The organism is Ectopseudomonas oleovorans (genome assembly GCF_003052605.1).
Classification (GTDB): domain Bacteria; phylum Pseudomonadota; class Gammaproteobacteria; order Pseudomonadales; family Pseudomonadaceae; genus Aquipseudomonas; species Aquipseudomonas oleovorans_A.
In genome coordinates this window covers 1-19,154 of the sequence record NZ_QASO01000043.1, presented here as the reverse complement: position 1 = coordinate 19,154, position 19,154 = coordinate 1, and the positions used below count along the sequence as shown (strand labels likewise).

Sequence of the window (19,154 nt, the reverse complement as noted above, 5' to 3'; positions counted from 1 at the left end):
CCCGCATGGTGGCGCTAAAGCTCACCGGCTGAAAGCCGGTGGTTTTAACCTTTCGATGGAAAATAAAAAACCCAAGTAAGAACAGTAGGTGGCGAAAGAAGTTCTATTCCTGTCTCTGTCGGCGGGTTTTTATTGCCTTCGATTTGTCGGTAGCGCCTTTCAGCTCAGAAAAGCCACCACCTGCTCGGCATCGAATGGCCAGTTCAGCTCGCTTCCACTGTCGCAGCGGCGCAGCACCGGAATGCGCAAACCGTACTGCTCGACCATCCCTTCGTGCTCGGCGATGTCGATCAACTCGACCAGCAGACCATTCTCGACGAATGGCATGAGCAACGCCTCGGCCACCTCACAAAGGTGGCAGCCCAGGGTTCCGAAAAGTTGGCATTCAGGCGTCATGAGCGCACCTCACTATCAGCAAGGTGCGCAGTTTAGCACCAGCTGTCGATCAGCTCGCGTCAACGCCCTTGCCCGCTTGGCCAGCGAGCAGCGACTGCAAGCCGTCGAGCAGGCTGCGGTTGAGGCTGTCGGCTTTTTCCAGGCGCGGCAGGTCGAAGCGCTCATCGAGCGAGAAGCCGCCCTTGAGCAACTCTTTGAGCATGCCGCCGGCATCCTGCGCCAGGTCGCCGGCACTGCGCAGCGCATCGAGCAGGCCCTGGGCATATTCCTGCAGCCCGGCATTGACTGCACTGGCGCCTTGCCCAGCCACGGCGCCATAGGCATCGGTGGCCTGACGCACGCTGGTCTGCGTCAGGCGCAGCGACATCGAAGCCAGTTGCTCACCGTCCATATCCACCGCCATGGCACGGTCGAAGACACCTGCCAGATCACCGGCGTAGAACTTGTCGGAGAGATCCTGCACCTGACTGAAAAGCTTCTCCAACGCCTTGATCTCGTCGTCGTCCAGCTCACCCTCGACATCCACCTGCCAGCCACCGATGCGCATGCTGCCAGACTGACTACTGCCCACCACAGTGGTGGGCTTACCGTCGCTGGAAGCGGCGAAACTGCTCTGCGACCAGCTGGCCGAAGCCTTTGCCACGGAAATACGCAGGCGATCGCCATCGCGGGTCGTGACGGACAGGTCGAAGGTCTCCGCCAACGCACTGAAGCGCTCGCTGTAGCCCGCCACAGCAACCGTGTCCCCCGCGCTCGGGACAGCGCTGCCGAAGCGCTTGTCGAGATCGGTGAAACCATCCTGAATGCGCTTGTAGGTGTCATCGATATCGCCAGCCACCTGGCCCTTGAGCACACCCATGCCATCGAGAATCTTGCGCGCCTCGGCGAAGCCTTTCTCCACTCCATCACGCGCCTGGGACAGCAGCTTGTCCAATTTGGTCGGATCAGCGCCAGCCGCCGCCTCGCTCTGCAGGCGCTGCTCGATGAACCCCAGAATCCGCCCCGCCACTTTCTCCGGGGTGTATTCATCACGCGATCCAGACAACGAGCCCGACGGCACACCGAGCTTCTCGGCGAGGCGATTGGCCAAGGTGGCCTGGGCATCGACGGCATTGCTGCGCGCCGCCAAAGCCTGGCTGGCTTGCGCAGTGCGGGAAGCGGCCGAATTCAGTGAGCTCAGAGGATTCATGACGGGGTACCCAAACAGGTTATCTGCCGAACTTAACGGCCGTTGAAAGGCAAGCTTTAACCTTTATCGACCAACGGTTGTCGACTTTTCTCAGCTCGTTTGCGCTCGAACGAGATTTTCCCGCTCGATGGCCAAACCCAGAAAATCCCTGCTAACCGCGATCTAGAGGCCGCCCTCACCTACGCTCCAGCCACGCTCAAAGCCCCGCCAGACTAAAGTCTTACAGTCGACTCGCAGGTGAAATGCTTTATTTCATCGCGCCGTAACTGGTCGGTCACATCGTGGCCGACCTGCCAATAACAACGAGGAGACAACAATAATGAGCAAAACTCCCCTCGCCCGCGTCGTGGCCCTCGCCACGCTGGGCGCCAGCCTGACTCTACCGAGCCTGGCACAGGCTGACTTCATCGGCGACAGCAAAGCGACGCTGGAACTGCGCAATTTCTATATGAATCGCGACCTGCGCGACACGACGGCTGCCCAGCAGTCCAAACGCGAGGAATGGGCGCAGGGCTTCATTCTCAAGGCCGAGTCCGGCTTCACCGAGGGTACCGTCGGTTTTGGTCTGGATGCTTATGCAGGCCTGGGCCTGAAGCTCGACTCGTCTGATGAACGCGCCGCCACCGGCCTGCTGCCCAACGCTTTCGGCAACGAGGGGCCGGACGAATATTCCGAGCTCAGCGGCGCGGTCAAGGCACGCATTTCCAAGACCGTCGGCAAGGTCGGCGGGCTGATGCCCAAGCTGCCCATCGTCTCCTCCGGCGACTCGCGCCTGCTGCCGCAGGTGTTCACCGGCGGCATGATCACCTCGCAGGAAATCGACGGGCTGACGCTCAATGGCGGCCAACTGCGTGACGTCAACCAACGCGCCTCTACCGACAGGGTGGATATCACCGCCACCAACATCGGCGGCGAAAGCGACCGCTACAACTTCGCCGGCGGCGACTACAAGTTCAATGGCGGCAACACCACGGTCGGCGTGTGGTACGGCGAGCTGGAAGATATCTACGACCAGAAGCTGTACAACCTGATCCACGTGCAGCCGATCGGCGACTGGAAGCTGGGCGCCAACCTGGCCTATTTCGACTCCCAGGACAACGGCCGCAAACTCGGCGGCACTCTGGACAACAACCTGACCTCGGTCAACCTTTGGGCAGGCATTGGTGCGCACACGTTCCGCCTTGGCTATCAGAAAGTCAGCGGCCACGGCGCATTCCCTTTCCTCAACGAGACCGACCCCTACATCGTCAACTATATCCAGATTCTCGATTTCACCCGTGAAGACGAGAAATCCTGGCAGGCACGCTATGACGTCAACTTCGCCAGCTACGGCATTCCGGGTCTGACAGCTTTCGTCCGCTACGTCACCGGTGACGGCTTCGACGGTGTGGGTGGGGCGAGTGGCAAGGAATGGGAACGCGACGTGGATATCAGCTACATCATTCAGCAGGGCCCGCTGAAGAACCTTGGCGTGCGCTGGCGTAACGCGATGGTGCGCTCCAACGCGAACATTGGCGATCTGGACGAAAACCGCCTGATCGTCAGCTACACCATTCCGTTGATGTAAGGCGCGTCCGCGAAACGAAAACGCCGTAACACCAGTATCGGGTTGCGGCGTTTTTGGTTTTTATCGAAGCTGGAAAAGCACGCGCTGCCTGACCCCTTCTCGACCAGGGATACGCTCAAAAGCTGTACACCGTCACTCCCGCGAAGGCGGGAGCCCAGATACTGCGGGGTTCTGGTTTCCCGCCTGCGCGGGAATGACGACTACTTCATTCCGGGCTGGCCTGACCAACACGGAGGACGCCCTCGATGGACAACTACCAACCCTTGGCCTGTGATCTCTACGACTACCTGGAGATCGCCTGCATGCACCGCTATCAACTGGATATCGAACTGGTCGACGGCTCGACCCTACTGGGCCAGGCCCTGACCACCGAAACCACGGCGAGCAAGGAAGAGTTTCTGCTGGTGCGTACTGCCGAGGGCGAGCAGCGCCTGCGTATGGATCGCCTGCTGGCGATCACCCCGCAGGATGCAGGCGCCAGCTTTGGTCGAGTGCTGTTGAGCGGCAACCGCTGCTAATCTCAGGGCGGCGCGGTGCGCACGGCGCACCCTACGGCGTCCTGCGATGCGGTATTACCACATCAGATCATCAGGAATCTGATAAGCCGCGTAAGGATCATCGGCATCTGGCTCTTCGACATGGGTGTTGAGCAGGACGATGCGCGATGCATCGCGCTCCTGAATCTTCAGCGCAGCCTCGCGCGGGATGATCTCGTAACCACCGCCATGACGGACGATGGCCAGCCAGCCGTTGGACAGCTTGTTGCGCACCATGGTGTTGACCGGCAGGCGCTTGACCTTCTTGTCATCGACGAAGTTGTAGTAGTCCTCGCCGTCGAGCTTGGGCAGGCGTGAGCGCTCGATCAGTTGCTTGACCTGCGCCGCACGGGCTTTCTGTTCGGCTTTTTCCTGCTGCTGACGATTCAGCTCCTGATCACGTGCGGCCTTTTCGGCTTGCGCCTGCAGCGCGGCCTGGCGTGTGCTGTCATCCAGTTCGGCCTGGCCTTTCTTGGCCAGACGCTGCTGCTTCTGTTGTTGCTTGCCGGCCTGTTTGGCCTGCTTTTCATTGACCAGACCGGCTTTGAGTAGTTGATCGCGCAGGGAAAGACCCATGACTAAAGATCCCGAACATGATTCAGTTGCGGCAGCGACACAGATTTGCGCTGCCAATCCAAGGCGCCCAGCATAAGGGCTAAGGCGCAGCGGCTCCAGCCCGAAAACCCACCGTAGCCCGATGCAACCCGGGAAAAGCAATTCAGCAGCCAGGCTGCGTTATACCCGTCAGTCAAGCGTCGACGCTGCCAATGCGTAGGAGCGGCGCCCCGCCGCGAACCAGGGCGATGCGCAATTGAAAAGCTTCGCCCCGGGGCGGGACTCCTACGAAAGGCCGCCTTGGCAACCTTATCTGATCGGCATTAGCCAGGAGCCTGTTTTTCCTGCTTCTTCGCCTCGCCCCATAGCGCGTCCAGCTCCTCCAACGAGCAACTGTCCAGGCGACGACCGGCCTCACGCACGCTTTGCTCAATGAAGCGAAAACGCCGCTCGAACTTGCCATTGGCAGCACGCAACGCGCTTTCAGGATCAACCTTCAGGTGCCGTGCCAGGTTGCTGACGACAAACAGCAGGTCGCCGATCTCTTCGGCCACCGCCTCGGCATCGTTCTCACTCATGGCTTCGAGCACTTCATCCAGCTCTTCGCGCACCTTGTCCACCACCGGCAGTGCCTCGGGCCAGTCGAAACCGACCTGGGCCGCACGCTTCTGCAGCTTGGCCGCACGCGACAGCGCCGGCAGTGCAGTGGGTACGTCATCGAGCAGGGACAGCTGTTCAGGTGCCGCAGCCTTTTCCGCACGCTCCTGCGCCTTGAGCTCTTCCCAACGCTGCTTGACCGCAGCCTCCTCCAGCTTGGCCGCATCCGGGGCGCCGTACAGATCGCCATCAGGGAAGACATGTGGGTGGCGCCGGATCAGCTTGGCAGTGATGCCATCGACCACGCGGGCAAAATCGAAACGGCCCTCCTCCTGCGCCAGCTGGCTGTAATAGACCACTTGAAACAGCAGGTCGCCCAGCTCACCCGGAAGATGCTCGAAGTCACCACGCTCGATGGCGTCGGCGACCTCGTAAGCCTCCTCCAGGGTGTAGGGCACGATGCTTGCATAGCTTTGCTTGAGATCCCACGGGCAGCCGTGTTGCGGGTCACGCAGACGCGCCATCAGGTGCAGCAGATCGTCGAGTTGGTACATAAAAACTCCTGGGCTGGACGCTACAAGCGGCAAGCCACAAGAAAGGGCGCAGCGGCGCCTCTGACTTGCTGCTTGTCACCTGAAGCGTGCCGCTTAATTGGCCCGCTGGCGACGCGCCTCGATGATGTTGGGCAACTGGCCGATACGCGCCAGCAGACGCCCGAGCGCATCGAGCCCCGGGATCTCCACGGTGATCGACATGGAGGCGGTGTTGTCCTCCTTGTTCGAGTGGGTGTTGACCGCCAGCACGTTGAGTTTTTCGTTGAGCAGTACCTGGGTGACGTCACGCAGTAGACCGGAACGGTCGTAGGCCTTGATGACGATCTCCACCGGGTAGGTCTGCACCGGCACCGGCCCCCAGCTCACCTGGATCATCCGCTCCGGCTCGCGCGCCGTTTGCTGCAGTGCCGTCGGGCAGTCCTGACGGTGGATGGTGACGCCACGGCCGAGAGTGATGTAACCGACGATAGGGTCGCCCGGCAGCGGCTGGCAACAGCCGGCCATCTGTGTCAGCAGGTTGCCGACGCCCTGGATCTGAATGTCGCCGCGCTTGCCCGGCTTGAACCCCTGCGCCTTGCGCGGGATCAACTCCAGCTGCTCGTTGCCGCGCTCAGGCTCAAGCAGTTGCTGCGCCAGGTTGACCGCATGAGCCAGGCGCACATCGCCGGCCCCCAGGGCGGCGAACAGGTCATCAGCAGTTTTCAGGTTGGCCTTCTCGGCCAGCTTGTCGAAGTCCGCACCGACCAGGGCCAGGCGCGCCAGCTCGCGCTCAAGCAACTGCTTGCCGGCGGCGACGTTCTGATCGCGATCCTGTAACTTGAACCAGTGGACGATCTTCGCCCGCGCGCGGCTGGTGGTGACATAGCCCAGGTTGGGGTTGAGCCAGTCGCGACTGGGAGTGCCTTGCTTGCTGGTGATGATTTCCACCTGCTCGCCGGTCTGCAGGCTGTAGGTCAGCGGCACGATGCGCCCGTTGACCTTGGCGCCGCGGCAGTTGTGGCCGATCTCGGTGTGCACGCGGTAGGCGAAGTCCAGCGGTGTGGCGCCCTTGGGCAGGTCGATGGCGTGGCCGTCGGGGGTGAACACGTAAACCCGATCCGGTTCGATATCCACGCGCAGCTGTTCGGCCAGGCCGCCGATATCGCCCAGCTCCTCGTGCCACTCGATGACCTGACGCAGCCAGGAGATCTTCTCTTCGTAGTGGTTGGAGCCGGATTTGACGTCGGTGCCCTTATAGCGCCAGTGTGCACAAACCCCCAGCTCGGCCTCTTCGTGCATGGCGTGGGTGCGAATCTGCACCTCCAGCACCTTGCCCTCCGGCCCGAGCACGGCGGTGTGCAGCGAGCGGTAGCCGTTTTCCTTGGGGTTGGCGATGTAGTCGTCGAACTCCTTGGGAATGTGCCGCCACAGGGTATGCACGATGCCCAGGGTGGTGTAGCAATCACGCACCTCTGGCACCAGCACCCGCACTGCGCGCACATCATAGATCTGGCTGAATTGCAGGCCCTTGCGCTGCATCTTGCGCCAGATCGAATAGATATGTTTCGCCCGGCCGCTGATATCGGCCTTGATACCGGTGGCTTCCAGCTCCTGACGCAGATTCGCCATAGCGTCGTTGATGTACTGCTCGCGATCGAGGCGACGCTCGTGCAGTAGCTTGGCGATCTGCTTGTACTGCTCCGGCTCCAGGTAGCGGAAGGACAGATCCTCCAGCTCCCACTTGATATGGCCGATGCCCAGGCGGTGGGCCAGCGGCGCATAGATGTCGAACACTTCGCGTGCCACGCGCTGGCGCTTGTCTTCGTCGGCCTCCTTGACCGCACGGATGGCGCAGGTACGCTCGGCCAGCTTGATCAGCGCCACGCGCACGTCGTCGACCATGGCCACCAGCATCTTGCGCAGGTTCTCCACCTGCGTCTGCGAGCCGACCACCACCGATTCACGCGGATTGATACTGGCGCTGATCGCCGCCATGCGCAGCACGCCTTCGATCAGCTTGGCCACCACCGGACCGAAGCGCTGGTGCACCGCAGCCAGGGTGATCTTGCCTTCACGTACGCCGCGATAAATGATCGCCGCGACCAGCGAATCCTGATCGAGCTTGAGATCGGCGAGGATTTCCGCGATGTCGAGACCGGCGCGGAATGTAGATGCGTCCTCACTCCAGTGATGCGGTGTGGTGTTGGCCTGCTGCTCCAGATCACGGGCGAACTCGCAGGCCTCTTGCAATGCCTGGCGATCCAGCGCCGGATCGACACGAGTGACATGATCCAACCAGGCCACAAGATTGATGCTGCCGTCGTCGTTGACCGGCTGATGCGCTCTCACCTGAACCATCGTCTTACCTTCCCTACGGTGCGCCTGAGCGGCACCGAGCAGTCGCCGGCCTTCTCTGAGCCGGTCGGATTAACTGAAAGGGTGCGCGTCCTGCGCATCCCTGCGGTACCGAACGTACCGCTTTGACAGGTCGTTGAAAAACTACCTGCGTTGGCAATACTGCGTTAAAAACGGCCTCAAAATGCTCATTTAGAACACCTAAACTGCGCTTTCTCGGCCGCTTTTGCCTTGTCTTGCCCGCCTCGCCTACGTTTTTCAACGACCTGTTAGACCGAGGCTAGGGCTCGGATTTCTCGAATAGAGCCATCGCCTCGACATGCGCGGTTTGCGCAAACATGTCGAGAATCCCGGCACGGCGCAGGCGATAGCCCTGCCGCAGCAACTCGGCCGCATCACGTGCCAGCGTGGTCGGGTTGCAGGATACATAGACCAGGCGCCGCGCGCCCAGCTCGCTCATCCCACGTACCGCCTCCAGCGCGCCGTCACGCGGCGGATCGAGCAGCACAGCGGCAAACCCCCCACGCGCCCAGGTCTCGTTGACCAGCGGCTTGGACAGGTCGGCGCGATAAAAGTGCACATTGTCCAAGCCATTGTGGAGCGCGTTGTCAGCGGCCCGCTGCACCATCGCGGCGACGCCTTCCACAGCCACCACTTCGGCAGCCTGACGCGCCAGCGGCAGGGCGAAATTGCCCAGACCGCAGAACAGATCCAGTACCCGCTCGCCAGGCTGCACGCCCAACCAGTCTAGCGCCTGAGCGACCATGGCTGCGTTGACCAGACCATTGACCTGGACGAAATCACCCGGCCGATAGGCCAGTTGCAAGTGCCAGCGTTGCAACTCAAAGCCGAGCTCAGCACTCGGCTCATCAGGTAGTGGCAGCCCTTCGCCCTGCAGCCACAGCTGCGCATCATGCTCGCTGCAGAACACGCGCAGGCGGCTCAGATCCGCCTCGGCGAGCGCTGTCGTATGGCGCAGCAACAATGCTTCGGCAGTACCGCTGAACAGTTCCACGTGCCCGACTGCCTGTGGCTTTTCCAGACTGCGCAGCAAGGCCGGCAAGGCGCTGAAAATGGGCTGCAAGGGCTGTACCAGTACCGGACATTGGTCAATGGCCACGATGTCCTGGCTGGCCTCGGCACGGAAACCGACCTGCAGCTGCCGCGCCTTGGCATCCCAGCGCACGGCAACGCGTGCGCGGCGCCGGTAACCGAGTTCGGGGCCAACCAGCGGCGCAGCCCACTCATCTGGCTGCACGCCGCCCAGGCGTGACAACTGCTCGGCCAGCGTGCGCTGTTTCAGGGCCAACTGATCGGCATGGGGCATATGCTGCAGGTTGCAGCCGCCGCAGCGGTCAGCATGAATGCAGGGCGCCGCGCGGCGCTCGCTGCTGGCGGCGATGATGCGTTCGGCACGCGCCTCGACGGTCTGGCTGCGGGCACTGAGTACCCGCGCCTCGACCTGCTCGCCGGCCAGGGCGCCACTGACGAACCAGGTGCGCCCGCCTTCGAAGGCAATGCCGCGACCGTCACCCGCCAGGCGTTCGATGGCGAGCTTCTGCTTCTTGCCGACCGGAACCTGCGCCGCACGACTGCCGCCGCTGGGCTGAAAGCGCAGGTTGGAGCTGCGTCTGGCCATCAGTGCGCCGGTTCTTCGTAAACGCCGGTGGACAGGTAACGGTCGCCACGGTCGCAGATGATCGCCACCAGCACTGCGTTCTCCACCTGTTGCGACAGGCGCAGCATGCCGGCCACCGAACCGCCGGACGAAACGCCGCAGAAGATGCCCTCTTCCCGCGCCAGGCGCCGCATGACGTGCTCGGCCTCGGCCTGGCCCATGTCCATCACCTGATCGACCCGTTCGGCCTGATAGATCTTCGGCAGGTATTCCTCGGGCCAGCGGCGAATGCCGGGGATGGCCGAGCCTTCCTGCGGTTGCAGACCGACGATCTGGATCGCCGGGTTCTGCTCCTTGAGATAGCGCGAGGTGCCCATGATGGTGCCGGTGGTGCCCATGGAGCTGATGAAATGGGTGATGGTCCCGCCGGTCTGGCGCCAGATCTCGGGGCCGGTACCGCTGTAGTGCGCCTCGGGATTGTCGCCGTTGGCGAACTGATCCAGCACCTTGCCGCGCCCTTCGGCCTGCAGGCGCTCGGCCAGATCACGGGCGCCTTCCATGCCCTCTTCCTTGCTCACCAGGATCAGCTCGGCGCCATAAGCGGTCATCGCCCACTTGCGCTCGGCGGTGGAGTTGTCCGGCATGATCAGGATCATCTTGTAACCCTTGATCGCCGCGGCCATGGCCAAGGCGATGCCGGTGTTGCCACTGGTGGCTTCGATCAGGGTATCGCCAGGCTGGATATCACCACGCAGCTCGGCGCGGTTGATCATCGACAGGGCCGGCCGATCCTTGACCGAACCGGCCGGATTGTTGCCTTCCAGCTTGACCAGCAGGGTGTTGCTGGTATCACCTCCCAGGCGTTGCAGGCGTACCAGAGGGGTATTACCGATGCAGTCGGCAATGGTGGGGAATTGCAGGGTCATGGGTCGCTCGAATCCAGACTGACGCGAAGGGGCGTCATGATACGCCGAACCCGTCGCGGCATCACCCAGCGAACGTAACCAGCGGCTGTTCGGCGTGATCAGGCCACCGGCATGCGCAGCGATACGCGCAAGCCATGCCTGCCGTTCTCGGCCCAGACGCGTCCGCCTTGTGTCTCGATCATGCTACGGGCGATCGCCAGCCCCAGGCCGAAACCGTCGCCGCCCGGCCTGGCGGTGCTGAGACGGGTAAACGGACGGAAGATCGTCTCCAGCTCGTTTTCCGCCACACCCGGCCCCTGATCCTCGACCCACAGCAACCAATGATCGCCTTCCTGCCAACCAGCGAGGCGAACCAGCCCGCCGTGCGGCGAATGCCGGATGGCATTGCGCAGGATGTTTTCCAGCGCCTGCGCCAGGCCATTGAGGTTGCCGCGCACTCGGCAACCTACCGGCAGCTCGCAGGGCATGCGCTCAATGGGCCAGCCGGTCTCGAAGCCGGCGTTCTCGCGCAGCACATCCCAGAGCCTGACGATGTCCACCTCTTCCAGCGGCAAGCTGGGCCGTTCGGTGTCCAGCCAGACCAGCTCCAAGGCATCGCCGACCAGTTTTTCCATTTCCTCGACTTCACGCGCCAGACGCTGACGCAGCGCCTCGCCGTCCTGCTCGCTCTCCCCGGCCACGCGCAGGCGGGCCAGGGGCGTGCGCAGCTCATGGGACAGATCACGCAGCAGCTGGCGCTGAAAGGCTACGGTGCCGTCCAGGCGCTCAGCCATATGATCGAAGGTTCGCGCCAGCTCACCCAGCTCATCCCTGCGCCCGGTGACCTGCGCGCCGAGCCTGGCGGACAGATCGCCTGCACTGAGGGCCGCAGCCTGACGCCGGAGAATCGCCAGCGGAGCAATCAACAGGCGATACAGCAACAACGCCACGAGCACAGCCAGCACGGCCGGCAGCACACGCTGCAACAACGCCTCCCAGAGCATGTTGTAACGGCGCGGGTTCAGGCGCTGCGGCAGCTCCATCACCAAGCGCGCCTCGCCAGCATTGAAGGGGATATAAAAGGTCGGCGTAGCGCCGGGGCGTCCAACGGAAAAATCCAGCTTGCGCACGAAATCCAAACGCTGCGCCTGTTCGGCGCTCAGCGGTCGGGAAGACAGCGACCGCTTGTGAGCATCGACCACCACGGCCCAGATCTGCTCGCGCTCCTGCAATTGCCGGAGAAAGGCATCGACCCCGGATGAGCCTTCCTCTTGCCAGGCCGTCTCCGCCTCACGGGCATAGCCCTTGAGCGTCTGCCGGGTGGGTTCGGGCAGATAGGAGGTCGCCTCGATCAGTTCACGCCCCACATCCACATGCAGGCTGACCAACAGCAGGCAGAACAGGGCCAGCGCACCAGCCAGGCGCCAGAGCAGCGAGTGCCGGCCCGGCAGACTCATGCGCCGGCCCTGACCAGAACGTAGCCCTTGCCCCACACGGTATCGACGCGCGCAGCCTCGTAACCGACAGCCAGCAGTTTGCGGCGGATGTGGCTGACATGCATATCCAGACTGCGGTCATGCTGAGCGTAAGCACGGCGCAGCGCCTGCTGATAAAGGAAAGGCTTGCTCAGCGCCTCGTCCTGGTGTCGCCAGAGCAGCTCCAGCACCCGGTATTCGCTGGGCGTCAGACCGCCCCAGTGGCCACGAAAGGCGACATCGCTGCGCCCTTCGTCGAACTGCAAGCCATTGCCCTCTGAACCTGGCTGAGGCTCACGACGCTCATAGGCGACACGACGCAGAATGGCTTCTACCCGTACGCTCAACTCACCAAGACTGAAGGGCTTGGGCAGGTAGTCATCGGCACCCTGACTGAAACCGGCGATGCGGTTCTGCTCGTCCCCCAGAGCCGACATCAGCAAGACCGGCACGCTGCGTTGCCGGCGCAGCCGCTGCAGAGCCTCCAGACCACTGATTCCCGGCAGCAGGATATCCATCAGAATCAGATCGAAATCCTCACGTTCAGCCAGTTGCAGGCCTTCGCTGCCGTCATGCCTGAGGGTTACATCGAACCCACAGCCCATCAGGTGCGATTGCAGATGGCAGGCAAGCAGTGGATCGTCTTCGACGGCAAGAATGCGAGCCGGGGTGCGCGTGGAGGTCAGCATGGCCAGGAACCAGAAGGCATAATGAGAACAATTCTACCTATTAAACGACAATCGCTCACCTAAAGATTCCAGCGCGCCGAATCGCTACACTGCCGGCATGTAATTAAGGAGGAAGGTCGTGTTCAAGGATCTCAGCATCAGAGGCCGCGTACTGCTGCTCACTTTGCTGCCCACCAGCTTGCTGGCGCTGGTGCTGGGCGGCTATTTCACCTGGGTACAGCTCTCGGGCCTGCAGACGCAACTGCTGCAACGCGGCGAGATGCTGGTCGAACACCTGGCACCCCTGAGCGCTCCGGCCCTGCACCAACAGGATGTGAGCAAACTCGAGCGCATAGCCCGACAGGCGCTGGAGCACCCGGATGTACGTGCGGTGGCCTTGCTCACGCCCGAACGCACGCCGCTGGCCTATGCCGGCCCGAGCATGCTCAACCTGTCACCGGCCAGCCAACCGACCCTCAACCGCATCAGCGGCCAGGACGCCACGCGCTTTCTGCTACCGATCTATGACCAACATCTGGCGCTGAGCGACGATCAGGCCGATGAAGCCAACTTCCAGTTGCTCGGCTGGGTCGAGCTGGAGCTTTCGCATCAGGGCACCTTGCTCAGCGGCTACCGCAGCCTGTTCGCCAGCCTGCTGCTGATCATCGGCGGTCTGGCCCTGACAGCCATGCTCGCCCTGCGCATGAGCCGCAGCATCATTGCCCCCTTGCACGAAATCAAAGCGGGGGTTGCCCAGCTCAAGGACGGCCACCTGCAAACCCGCCTGCCGCCGCTGGGCAGCCATGAGATGGATGAGCTGGCCGCCGGCATCAACCGCATGGCCGAGGCCCTGCAGAACGCGCAGGAAGAACTGCAGCACAGCATCGAGCTGGCCACCGAGGACGTGCGGCAGAACCTGGAAACCATCGAAATCCAGAACATCGAGCTGGACTTCGCACGCAAGGAGGCGCTGGAAGCCAGCCGTATCAAGTCCGAATTCCTGGCCAACATGAGTCACGAAATTCGCACCCCGCTCAACGGTATTCTCGGCTTCACCAACCTGCTGCAGAAAAGCGAGCTAAGCCCACGTCAGCGCGACTACCTGGCCACCATCGAAAACTCTGCCGACAACCTGCTCGGCATCATCAACGAGGTACTCGACTTCTCCAAGATCGAGGCCGGCAAACTGGTACTGGAGAGCATTCCGTTCAACCTGCGCGACCTGCTGCAGGACACCCTGACCATCCTCGCTCCCGCGGCCCATGAAAAGCGGCTGGAGCTGGTCAGCCTGGTCTACCGCGACACCCCGTTGGCTCTGCGCGGTGACCCGCTGCGCCTGAAGCAGGTACTGACCAACCTGGTCAGCAATGCGATCAAGTTCACCCACGAAGGCACCATCGTCATGCGCGCCATGGTCGAGGACGAAAGAGCCGACAGCGCGCAACTGCGTATCAGCGTGATGGACACCGGCATCGGCCTGTCGGCTGAAGACCTGCGCGCGCTATTTCAGGCCTTCAGCCAGGCTGATAACTCGCTCAGCCGCCAGGCCGGTGGCACCGGCCTCGGCCTGGTAATTTCCAAACGCCTGATCGAGCAGATGGGCGGCGAGATCGGCGTCGACAGCACCCCGGGCGAAGGCTCTGAGTTCTGGATCACCCTGACCCTGCCCAAGGCCCGCGACGACACCGAAGACCTGCCACGTGCCTCTCTACAGGGCCGCCGCGTGGCTGTGCTGGAAAGCCACGAGCTGGCGCGCAAGGCGCTGGCCCACCAACTCGAAGACTGCGGCCTGGAGGTGGAAAGCTTCGCCGATCCCGCCCAACTCTTCGATGCGGTTAACCAGCAGCAGAATCAGGAACGACCGCTGAGCCTGGCTGTGCTTGGCATCACCGCCAGCCAACTACCACCCGACAGCCTCGGCCAGCGTATCGAGGAGCTCGACCGGCTCGGCTGCAAGGCCCTGGTGCTGTGCCCGACCACCGAACTGGGGCTGTTTCACGAACGTCTGCCCGACGCTTACACGCAACTGCAAGCCAAGCCCGCCTGCACGCGCAAACTGCACAAGGCACTGGTCGAGCTGGTCAATCCGCCACGCACGAGCACCGAGCCAGTCGCCATCGGCGACACACACCGGCCACAGATTCTCTGCGTCGACGACAACCCGGCCAACCTGCTGCTGGTACAGACCCTGCTGGATGATCTCGGCGCCCAGGTCACCGCCGTGGACAGCGGCTACGCGGCTATAGAAGCGGTACAGCACGGCAGCTTCGACCTGGTGTTCATGGACGTGCAGATGCCCGGCATGGATGGCCGCGAAGCCACCGAAGCGATTCGCCAGTGGGAAAGCGAACAGGGTCGCAGCGCCACGCCAATCATCGCCCTTACTGCCCACGCGCTGGCCAACGAAAAGCGCGCCCTGCTGCAGAGCGGCATGGACGACTACCTGACCAAGCCAATCAACGAACGCCAACTGGCCCAGGTGGTGCTCAAGTGGACGGGGCTGAATCTGCGCAACCAGCCCAATCAGAGGATTGCACCGGCTGCTGCGCCGCAGTCGCAACCCAAGGTACTCGACGCCGAAGAAGGCCTGCGCCTGGCCGCAGGCAAAGCCGATCTGGCGGCGGACATGCTGAGCATGCTGCTGGCCGGTCTGCCCGGCGACCGCCAGGCCATACGCCAGGCACGCGATGCCGGCGAACGCACCGCCCTGATCGAGCGAGTGCATCGCCTGCACGGCGCCACGCGCTACTGTGGCGTACCGCAACTGCGCCTGGCCTGCCAGCGCAGCGAGACCTTGCTCAAACAGGACGACCCCGAGGCCCAGCGCGCCCTGGACGAACTGGACGCCGCAATCGCGCGCCTGACCGAAGCGGCGGCACAAAGCGCCTGAGGAACTGCCATGCGTATCTGCCTGTTCAGCACCAAGGGCTACGACCGTGTGTCGTTCCTGGCCGCCAACGACACCTCAACACCGGCCGCGGCGCGCTGGTCGACGCGCCGGCACTGATCAAGGCGCTGAAAAGCAGCCAGCTCGGCTACCTGGGCCTGGACGTCTACGAAGAAGAGTCGGAACTGTTCTTCAAGGATCATTCCGACCTGCCGCTGCAGGACGATACTCTGGCCCGCCTGCTGAGCTTTCCCAACGTCATCGTCACCGCGCACCAGGCTTTTCTCACCCACGAAGCACTCGATGCCATCGCCCGCACGACACTGGACAACATCGCGGCCTGGCTCACCGGGCAGCCAAGCAATGAGGTCAAGGCCGGTGCGTGATAGCATGCCGGCTGATCCGGAGGACCCATGGCCGAACACGATTTCCGTTATTCCCTGCTCAACCCGCAACACACCCTCACCGAATGCCGCGCACTGGCGCCGGGCCGCTACCAGGTCACCGGCAACGGCGGTTCGATCCAGGCCAATGACGTGCTGCTGGTCACCCTCAAGGGCAGTCGCGACCTGCACATGCGCCTGGAAGTGGAGAAGGTTCGCCACCTGATCAACCCGCCCGGCCAATGGCTGGCCGTGTGCAAGGGCCCGCAGTTCAAGGAGCTGGCCATCCATAACTGGCAGGTGAACTGCGACAGCTGCGGCAAACAGCTGGATTTCGAATTCGCCGTCGATGCCGCGCTCGGCAAAGCCGCGCAAGCACCAGCCGCTGAAGCTCGTATCGCCGAGCTTGGCTGGCGCAACGACGCTGGCCGACACCTATGCCGTACCTGCCAGGAGGCCTGACACCATGTACCGCGCCCTGCCCCTCGCCCTGCTCACCGCCACCTTGGTCGGCTGTGCCAGCGACGCACCGCAGCTGGAAACCGAACGCAGCTACCGCGTGGAATGGATCGGTGAACGGCCGTTGATCGACCGCAGCCACCTGACCATTACCTTCGCTGCCGACGGCCGCGCCCATGGCAATGCCGGCTGCAACCACTGGTTCGCCGGCTATACGCTCAAGGGTCAGGCGCTCAGCTTCGACCCAGCCGGCAGCACCCGCAAGCTGTGCGCCCCCGCCCTCATGGAGCAGGAACAACGCTTCCTCGCGGCGTTGGAGGAAGTGCAGCGCTGGGACTTCAACGCCATCGGCCAGCTGCAACTGTGGCCGGCCAGCGGCAAGCCAATTCGCCTCTGGGCAGAATGACACGACGCTCGCCCTGCAGGACGCACACTGTCCTGTAGGAGCGGCGCCCCGCCGCGAACACCGGCGCTATCGGATCGCAAGGCTTCGCCCCGAGGCGGGGCTCCTACAAACAGCCGCTTTGCAGGTACTTGCATGCGTAGCACGGATGCAATCCGGGTTCAGGCTCAAGAACACCCCGGATTTCATCCGTATATGGGCTACGCAAACAGCTCCAATTGCTCCTGTCGCCCGCGCAGATCATGCAGCCTGACGCCCACCCCGAGCAGGCGCACCGGCTTGTCACCACGGGCGAAAGCGTTGCTCAGCAATAGCCGGTAACTGTCCAGGTCGCGACTGGCGCCCGCCTGCTCCAGGGTGGTCTGGGTGAAATCATGAAACTTCACTTTGACGAAAGGCTTGTCCGGTCGATAGCTGGCGTCCAGACGCTGCAGGCGGCCGTTCATCTCCTCGAGCAGTGCCGGCAGTTTCTCCAGGCAGCTCTGCAGATCCGGCAGATCCTGATCGTAGGTGTGCTCCACGCTCAACGACTGGCGACGGCTGTCCACCTTCACTGCGCGCTCATCGATACCATGCGCCAGGCGCCACAAGCGCTCACCGAAACTGCCGAATTCGCGCACCAGCGCCAGCTTGTTCCAGTCGCGCAGATCCAGACAGGTGCGAATGCCTAAGCGCGCCAGCTTGTCCGCCGTGACCTTGCCGACGCCATGCAGCTTGTTCACCGGCAACTGCGCCACGAAATCGTCGACCTGATCCGGGGTAATCACGAACAACCCGTTGGGTTTGCGCCAGTCGCTGGCGATCTTGGCCAGGAACTTGTTCGGCGCGACGCCAGCCGACACGGTGATGTGCAGCTCCTGCACCACACGACGGCGAATTTCCTGGGCGATGCGCGTGGCGCTGCCGGCAAAATGCGCCGAGTCGCTGACATCCAGATAGGCCTCGTCCAACGACAGCGGCTCGATCAGGTCGGTGAACTGACGAAAGATGCCGTGAATGTCACGCGAGACCGAGCGGTACACCTCGAAGCGCGGTTTGACGATCAACAGATCCGGGCACAGCTTCAGCGCATGCCGCGACGCCATCGCCGAACGCACGCCATAGGCGCGCGCCTCATAATTGCAGGTAGCGATCACCCCACGTCGGTCCGCCGAACCGCCGACTGCCAGCGGGCGATTGGCCAGGCTCGGGTCGTCACGCATCTCGATGGCGGCGTAGAAGCAGTCGCAGTCGACGTGGATGATCTTTCTTTGGCGGGTAAGCGGTTGATTATTCAATGGTTTCATTAGGGTTTGCGGATTTGATACCCGCTCTGATACCCGCTTTTTCGTTCACTGCGAAACAGCAGGTAACCGACTATCAACCGACCCCAATATAGGTGCCGACTACGTTCGGTTCTCTTAATTATACCCTCACGACCACCAGCTCTCCAGATTCGCATCTCTACACGCACCTCGCGCCGTTCAGGTTGTACACCGCTGATTTGATCGTCAAACCAAACTGCGCGCGTGCCAATCCGATGCTGCGGATCGTCTTGCCGCCCACGGTGCTGGAAAACGTGTTGATGCCGCTCATGCTGACTACTGGAAAACCTATAACGGAACAGCGTCGGCGGGCCATCGATCTGTTGTCGCGTGTGGGCCTGCAAGGCATGGAAAAACGCAAGCCAGATCAGCTCTCCGGCGGGCAGCAGCAGCGAGTTGCGGTCGCCCGAGCACTGATAACCCGTCCTGCCTTGTTGCTGGTCGACGAGCCAACCGGCAACCTCGACAGCAAATCGGCCGCAGAGGTCTTTCAGTTGTTCCGTCAGTTCAACCGCGAGTTCGGCTGCGCTGTGCTGCTGGTCACCCACGACTTGCGCCTGTCTGATCAGTGTGATCGTGTCATCTCTCTCGCAGATGGCTACATAGAGATCGATATGGCTCGGCAGGGGTGAATTGTTCGATTAAGCATCAGAGCCTGTGTCCCAATCAAAGCCCCATCGATTGCATCATCTCACTTTCACTAACCGCCTCTGGTGTCACTACCGCGTCTTTAAGCATCAGCTTTCCGCGCAATAAGCGGTCAAGGTGCACATCGAATGAATCAAACTGGGGGTGGATGACGGCAGGCAGATGGATGAACACGGGCTTGGTTTGGCCGATCCGGTAAACCCGATCAGACGCTTGCGCTTCTTTAGCCGGGTTCCAATGACGCTCTAAATGCACCACATGGTTGGCCCCAATCACCGTCAAACCGACACCAGCGGCTACTGGCGACATGATCAGGATGTTGAAGCCACTTTTCGCTTCAAACTCGGCAATTAGCTTCTTGCGCGTCATATCCTCGGCGCGAGTCGCCACAGCCTGGGTGTCACCATTGATCACCGCTACATTCAGGTCATAGATCTGATCCAGCCAGAGCTTGAGGACTCGTTGCAGGCGCTTTGTCATCATGAACAGGATGACCTTATCACCTGTTGGCGCTGATGGAAAATTGACCCACCCTGCCGATTGAAATTTGACCCAGGGCGGATTGCTGATTTTGTTACCAGCAACTGTGGATAAGTCTACCAGCGCAGCTGCTTTTGAACCCACTCCCTCGCTGTCCCAGTTCAGCTGTTGAAGACCTGCCACATGCAGCCATGCA

General features: G+C 62.3%; 17 protein-coding genes and 1 pseudogene. 7 read left to right on the top strand and 11 right to left on the bottom strand.

Annotated elements, in window-relative coordinates; translation table 11 throughout:
• Nucleotides 1–159: 159 nt before the first annotated feature.
• The gene (locus DBO86_RS08540) at nucleotides 160–396 is read right to left on the bottom strand and encodes a glutaredoxin family protein (RefSeq protein WP_003461739.1); all 237 of its coding nucleotides are present in this window, start codon (nucleotides 394–396) and stop codon (nucleotides 160–162) included.
• A 49-nt stretch (nucleotides 397–445) separates the two neighbouring features.
• Nucleotides 446–1,585, bottom strand: coding sequence for a DUF5610 domain-containing protein (locus tag DBO86_RS08535; RefSeq protein WP_108233468.1), 1,140 nt, complete (start codon nucleotides 1,583–1,585; stop codon nucleotides 446–448).
• 319 nt (nucleotides 1,586–1,904) lie between these two features.
• Between DBO86_RS08535 and DBO86_RS08530 the strand changes: the two genes are divergently transcribed.
• Complete coding sequence (locus DBO86_RS08530; protein ID WP_108233467.1) at nucleotides 1,905–3,152, top strand: OprD family porin; 1,248 nt, start codon at nucleotides 1,905–1,907, stop codon at nucleotides 3,150–3,152.
• Between the two features lie 245 nt (nucleotides 3,153–3,397).
• Nucleotides 3,398–3,670, top strand: coding sequence for a Rho-binding antiterminator (locus DBO86_RS08525; protein ID WP_003461742.1), 273 nt, complete (start codon nucleotides 3,398–3,400; stop codon nucleotides 3,668–3,670).
• 54 nt (nucleotides 3,671–3,724) lie between these two features.
• On the opposite strand, the gene DBO86_RS08520 is transcribed toward DBO86_RS08525, so the two are convergent.
• From DBO86_RS08520 to DBO86_RS08485, 7 genes are all read right to left on the bottom strand, one after another.
• Nucleotides 3,725–4,264 (bottom strand): DUF2058 domain-containing protein, encoded by a 540-nt coding sequence (locus DBO86_RS08520; protein WP_003461743.1) that lies wholly within the window; start codon nucleotides 4,262–4,264, stop codon nucleotides 3,725–3,727.
• Between the two features lie 302 nt (nucleotides 4,265–4,566).
• Nucleotides 4,567–5,394 (bottom strand): nucleoside triphosphate pyrophosphohydrolase, encoded by an 828-nt coding sequence (gene mazG / locus DBO86_RS08515; RefSeq protein WP_108233466.1) that lies wholly within the window; start codon nucleotides 5,392–5,394, stop codon nucleotides 4,567–4,569.
• 93 nt (nucleotides 5,395–5,487) lie between these two features.
• Entirely contained in the window at nucleotides 5,488–7,731 is a 2,244-nt protein-coding gene (gene relA, locus DBO86_RS08510; RefSeq protein WP_108233465.1) for a GTP diphosphokinase, read from the bottom strand.
• Between the two features lie 277 nt (nucleotides 7,732–8,008).
• On the bottom strand, nucleotides 8,009–9,367 hold the full coding sequence (rlmD, locus tag DBO86_RS08500; protein ID WP_108233464.1) for a 23S rRNA (uracil(1939)-C(5))-methyltransferase RlmD: 1,359 nt from the start codon (nucleotides 9,365–9,367) through the stop codon (nucleotides 8,009–8,011).
• The gene (gene cysM / locus DBO86_RS08495; RefSeq protein ID WP_108233463.1) at nucleotides 9,367–10,272 is read right to left on the bottom strand and encodes a cysteine synthase CysM; all 906 of its coding nucleotides are present in this window, start codon (nucleotides 10,270–10,272) and stop codon (nucleotides 9,367–9,369) included. Before cysM ends, rlmD begins: the two co-directional genes overlap by 1 nt.
• Nucleotides 10,273–10,370: 98 nt before the next feature.
• Complete coding sequence (locus DBO86_RS08490; protein WP_108233462.1) at nucleotides 10,371–11,708, bottom strand: sensor histidine kinase; 1,338 nt, start codon at nucleotides 11,706–11,708, stop codon at nucleotides 10,371–10,373.
• Nucleotides 11,705–12,415, bottom strand: a complete 711-nt coding sequence (locus tag DBO86_RS08485; protein ID WP_074860602.1) for a response regulator transcription factor — start codon at nucleotides 12,413–12,415, stop codon at nucleotides 11,705–11,707. The genes DBO86_RS08490 and DBO86_RS08485 overlap by 4 nt, the downstream gene beginning before the upstream one ends.
• Nucleotides 12,416–12,533: 118 nt before the next feature.
• Here DBO86_RS08485 and DBO86_RS08480 point away from each other — a divergent pair, with 118 nt between their 5' ends.
• The 4 genes and pseudogenes from DBO86_RS08480 to DBO86_RS08465 all read left to right on the top strand — a co-directional run bounded on the left by DBO86_RS08480 (nucleotide 12,534) and on the right by DBO86_RS08465 (nucleotide 16,529).
• On the top strand, nucleotides 12,534–15,284 hold the full coding sequence (locus DBO86_RS08480; protein WP_108233461.1) for a response regulator: 2,751 nt from the start codon (nucleotides 12,534–12,536) through the stop codon (nucleotides 15,282–15,284).
• A gap of 74 nt (nucleotides 15,285–15,358) precedes the next feature.
• Nucleotides 15,359–15,667: pseudogene (locus tag DBO86_RS08475) on the top strand (NAD(P)-dependent oxidoreductase); the annotation flags it as partial.
• Between the two features lie 27 nt (nucleotides 15,668–15,694).
• Nucleotides 15,695–16,126: a hypothetical protein gene (locus DBO86_RS08470; protein ID WP_003461765.1), complete on the top strand. Its 432-nt coding sequence runs from the start codon at nucleotides 15,695–15,697 to the stop codon at nucleotides 16,124–16,126.
• A 4-nt stretch (nucleotides 16,127–16,130) separates the two neighbouring features.
• On the top strand, nucleotides 16,131–16,529 hold the full coding sequence (locus DBO86_RS08465) for an META domain-containing protein (protein ID WP_003461768.1): 399 nt from the start codon (nucleotides 16,131–16,133) through the stop codon (nucleotides 16,527–16,529).
• Nucleotides 16,530–16,726: 197 nt separating this feature from the next.
• On the opposite strand, the gene dinB is transcribed toward DBO86_RS08465, so the two are convergent.
• On the bottom strand, nucleotides 16,727–17,812 hold the full coding sequence (gene dinB, locus DBO86_RS08460) for a DNA polymerase IV (protein ID WP_074860608.1): 1,086 nt from the start codon (nucleotides 17,810–17,812) through the stop codon (nucleotides 16,727–16,729).
• 92 nt (nucleotides 17,813–17,904) lie between these two features.
• On the opposite strand from dinB, the gene DBO86_RS08455 reads away from it, so the two are divergent.
• On the top strand, nucleotides 17,905–18,462 hold the full coding sequence (locus tag DBO86_RS08455) for an ABC transporter ATP-binding protein (protein WP_083393762.1): 558 nt from the start codon (nucleotides 17,905–17,907) through the stop codon (nucleotides 18,460–18,462).
• Nucleotides 18,463–18,496: 34 nt separating this feature from the next.
• Here DBO86_RS08455 and DBO86_RS08450 read toward each other — a convergent pair.
• On the bottom strand, nucleotides 18,497–19,154 hold a 658-nt coding region (locus DBO86_RS08450; protein ID WP_244185526.1), incomplete at its 5' end, for a helicase-related protein.

Coding starts and splice junctions, on each gene's coding strand:
- DBO86_RS08540 (WP_003461739.1), bottom strand. CDS start 396: ATGACGCCTGAATGCCAACTTTTCGGAACCCTGGGCTGCCACCTTTGT.
- DBO86_RS08535 (WP_108233468.1), bottom strand. CDS start 1,585: ATGAATCCTCTGAGCTCACTGAATTCGGCCGCTTCCCGCACTGCGCAA.
- DBO86_RS08530 (WP_108233467.1), top strand. CDS start 1,905: ATGAGCAAAACTCCCCTCGCCCGCGTCGTGGCCCTCGCCACGCTGGGC.
- DBO86_RS08525 (WP_003461742.1), top strand. CDS start 3,398: ATGGACAACTACCAACCCTTGGCCTGTGATCTCTACGACTACCTGGAG.
- DBO86_RS08520 (WP_003461743.1), bottom strand. CDS start 4,264: ATGGGTCTTTCCCTGCGCGATCAACTACTCAAAGCCGGTCTGGTCAAT.
- mazG (WP_108233466.1), bottom strand. CDS start 5,394: ATGTACCAACTCGACGATCTGCTGCACCTGATGGCGCGTCTGCGTGAC.
- relA (WP_108233465.1), bottom strand. CDS start 7,731: ATGGTTCAGGTGAGAGCGCATCAGCCGGTCAACGACGACGGCAGCATC.
- rlmD (WP_108233464.1), bottom strand. CDS start 9,367: ATGGCCAGACGCAGCTCCAACCTGCGCTTTCAGCCCAGCGGCGGCAGT.
- cysM (WP_108233463.1), bottom strand. CDS start 10,272: ATGACCCTGCAATTCCCCACCATTGCCGACTGCATCGGTAATACCCCT.
- DBO86_RS08490 (WP_108233462.1), bottom strand. CDS start 11,708: ATGAGTCTGCCGGGCCGGCACTCGCTGCTCTGGCGCCTGGCTGGTGCG.
- DBO86_RS08485 (WP_074860602.1), bottom strand. CDS start 12,415: ATGCTGACCTCCACGCGCACCCCGGCTCGCATTCTTGCCGTCGAAGAC.
- DBO86_RS08470 (WP_003461765.1), top strand. CDS start 15,695: ATGGCCGAACACGATTTCCGTTATTCCCTGCTCAACCCGCAACACACC.
- DBO86_RS08465 (WP_003461768.1), top strand. CDS start 16,131: ATGTACCGCGCCCTGCCCCTCGCCCTGCTCACCGCCACCTTGGTCGGC.
- dinB (WP_074860608.1), bottom strand. CDS start 17,812: ATGAAACCATTGAATAATCAACCGCTTACCCGCCAAAGAAAGATCATC.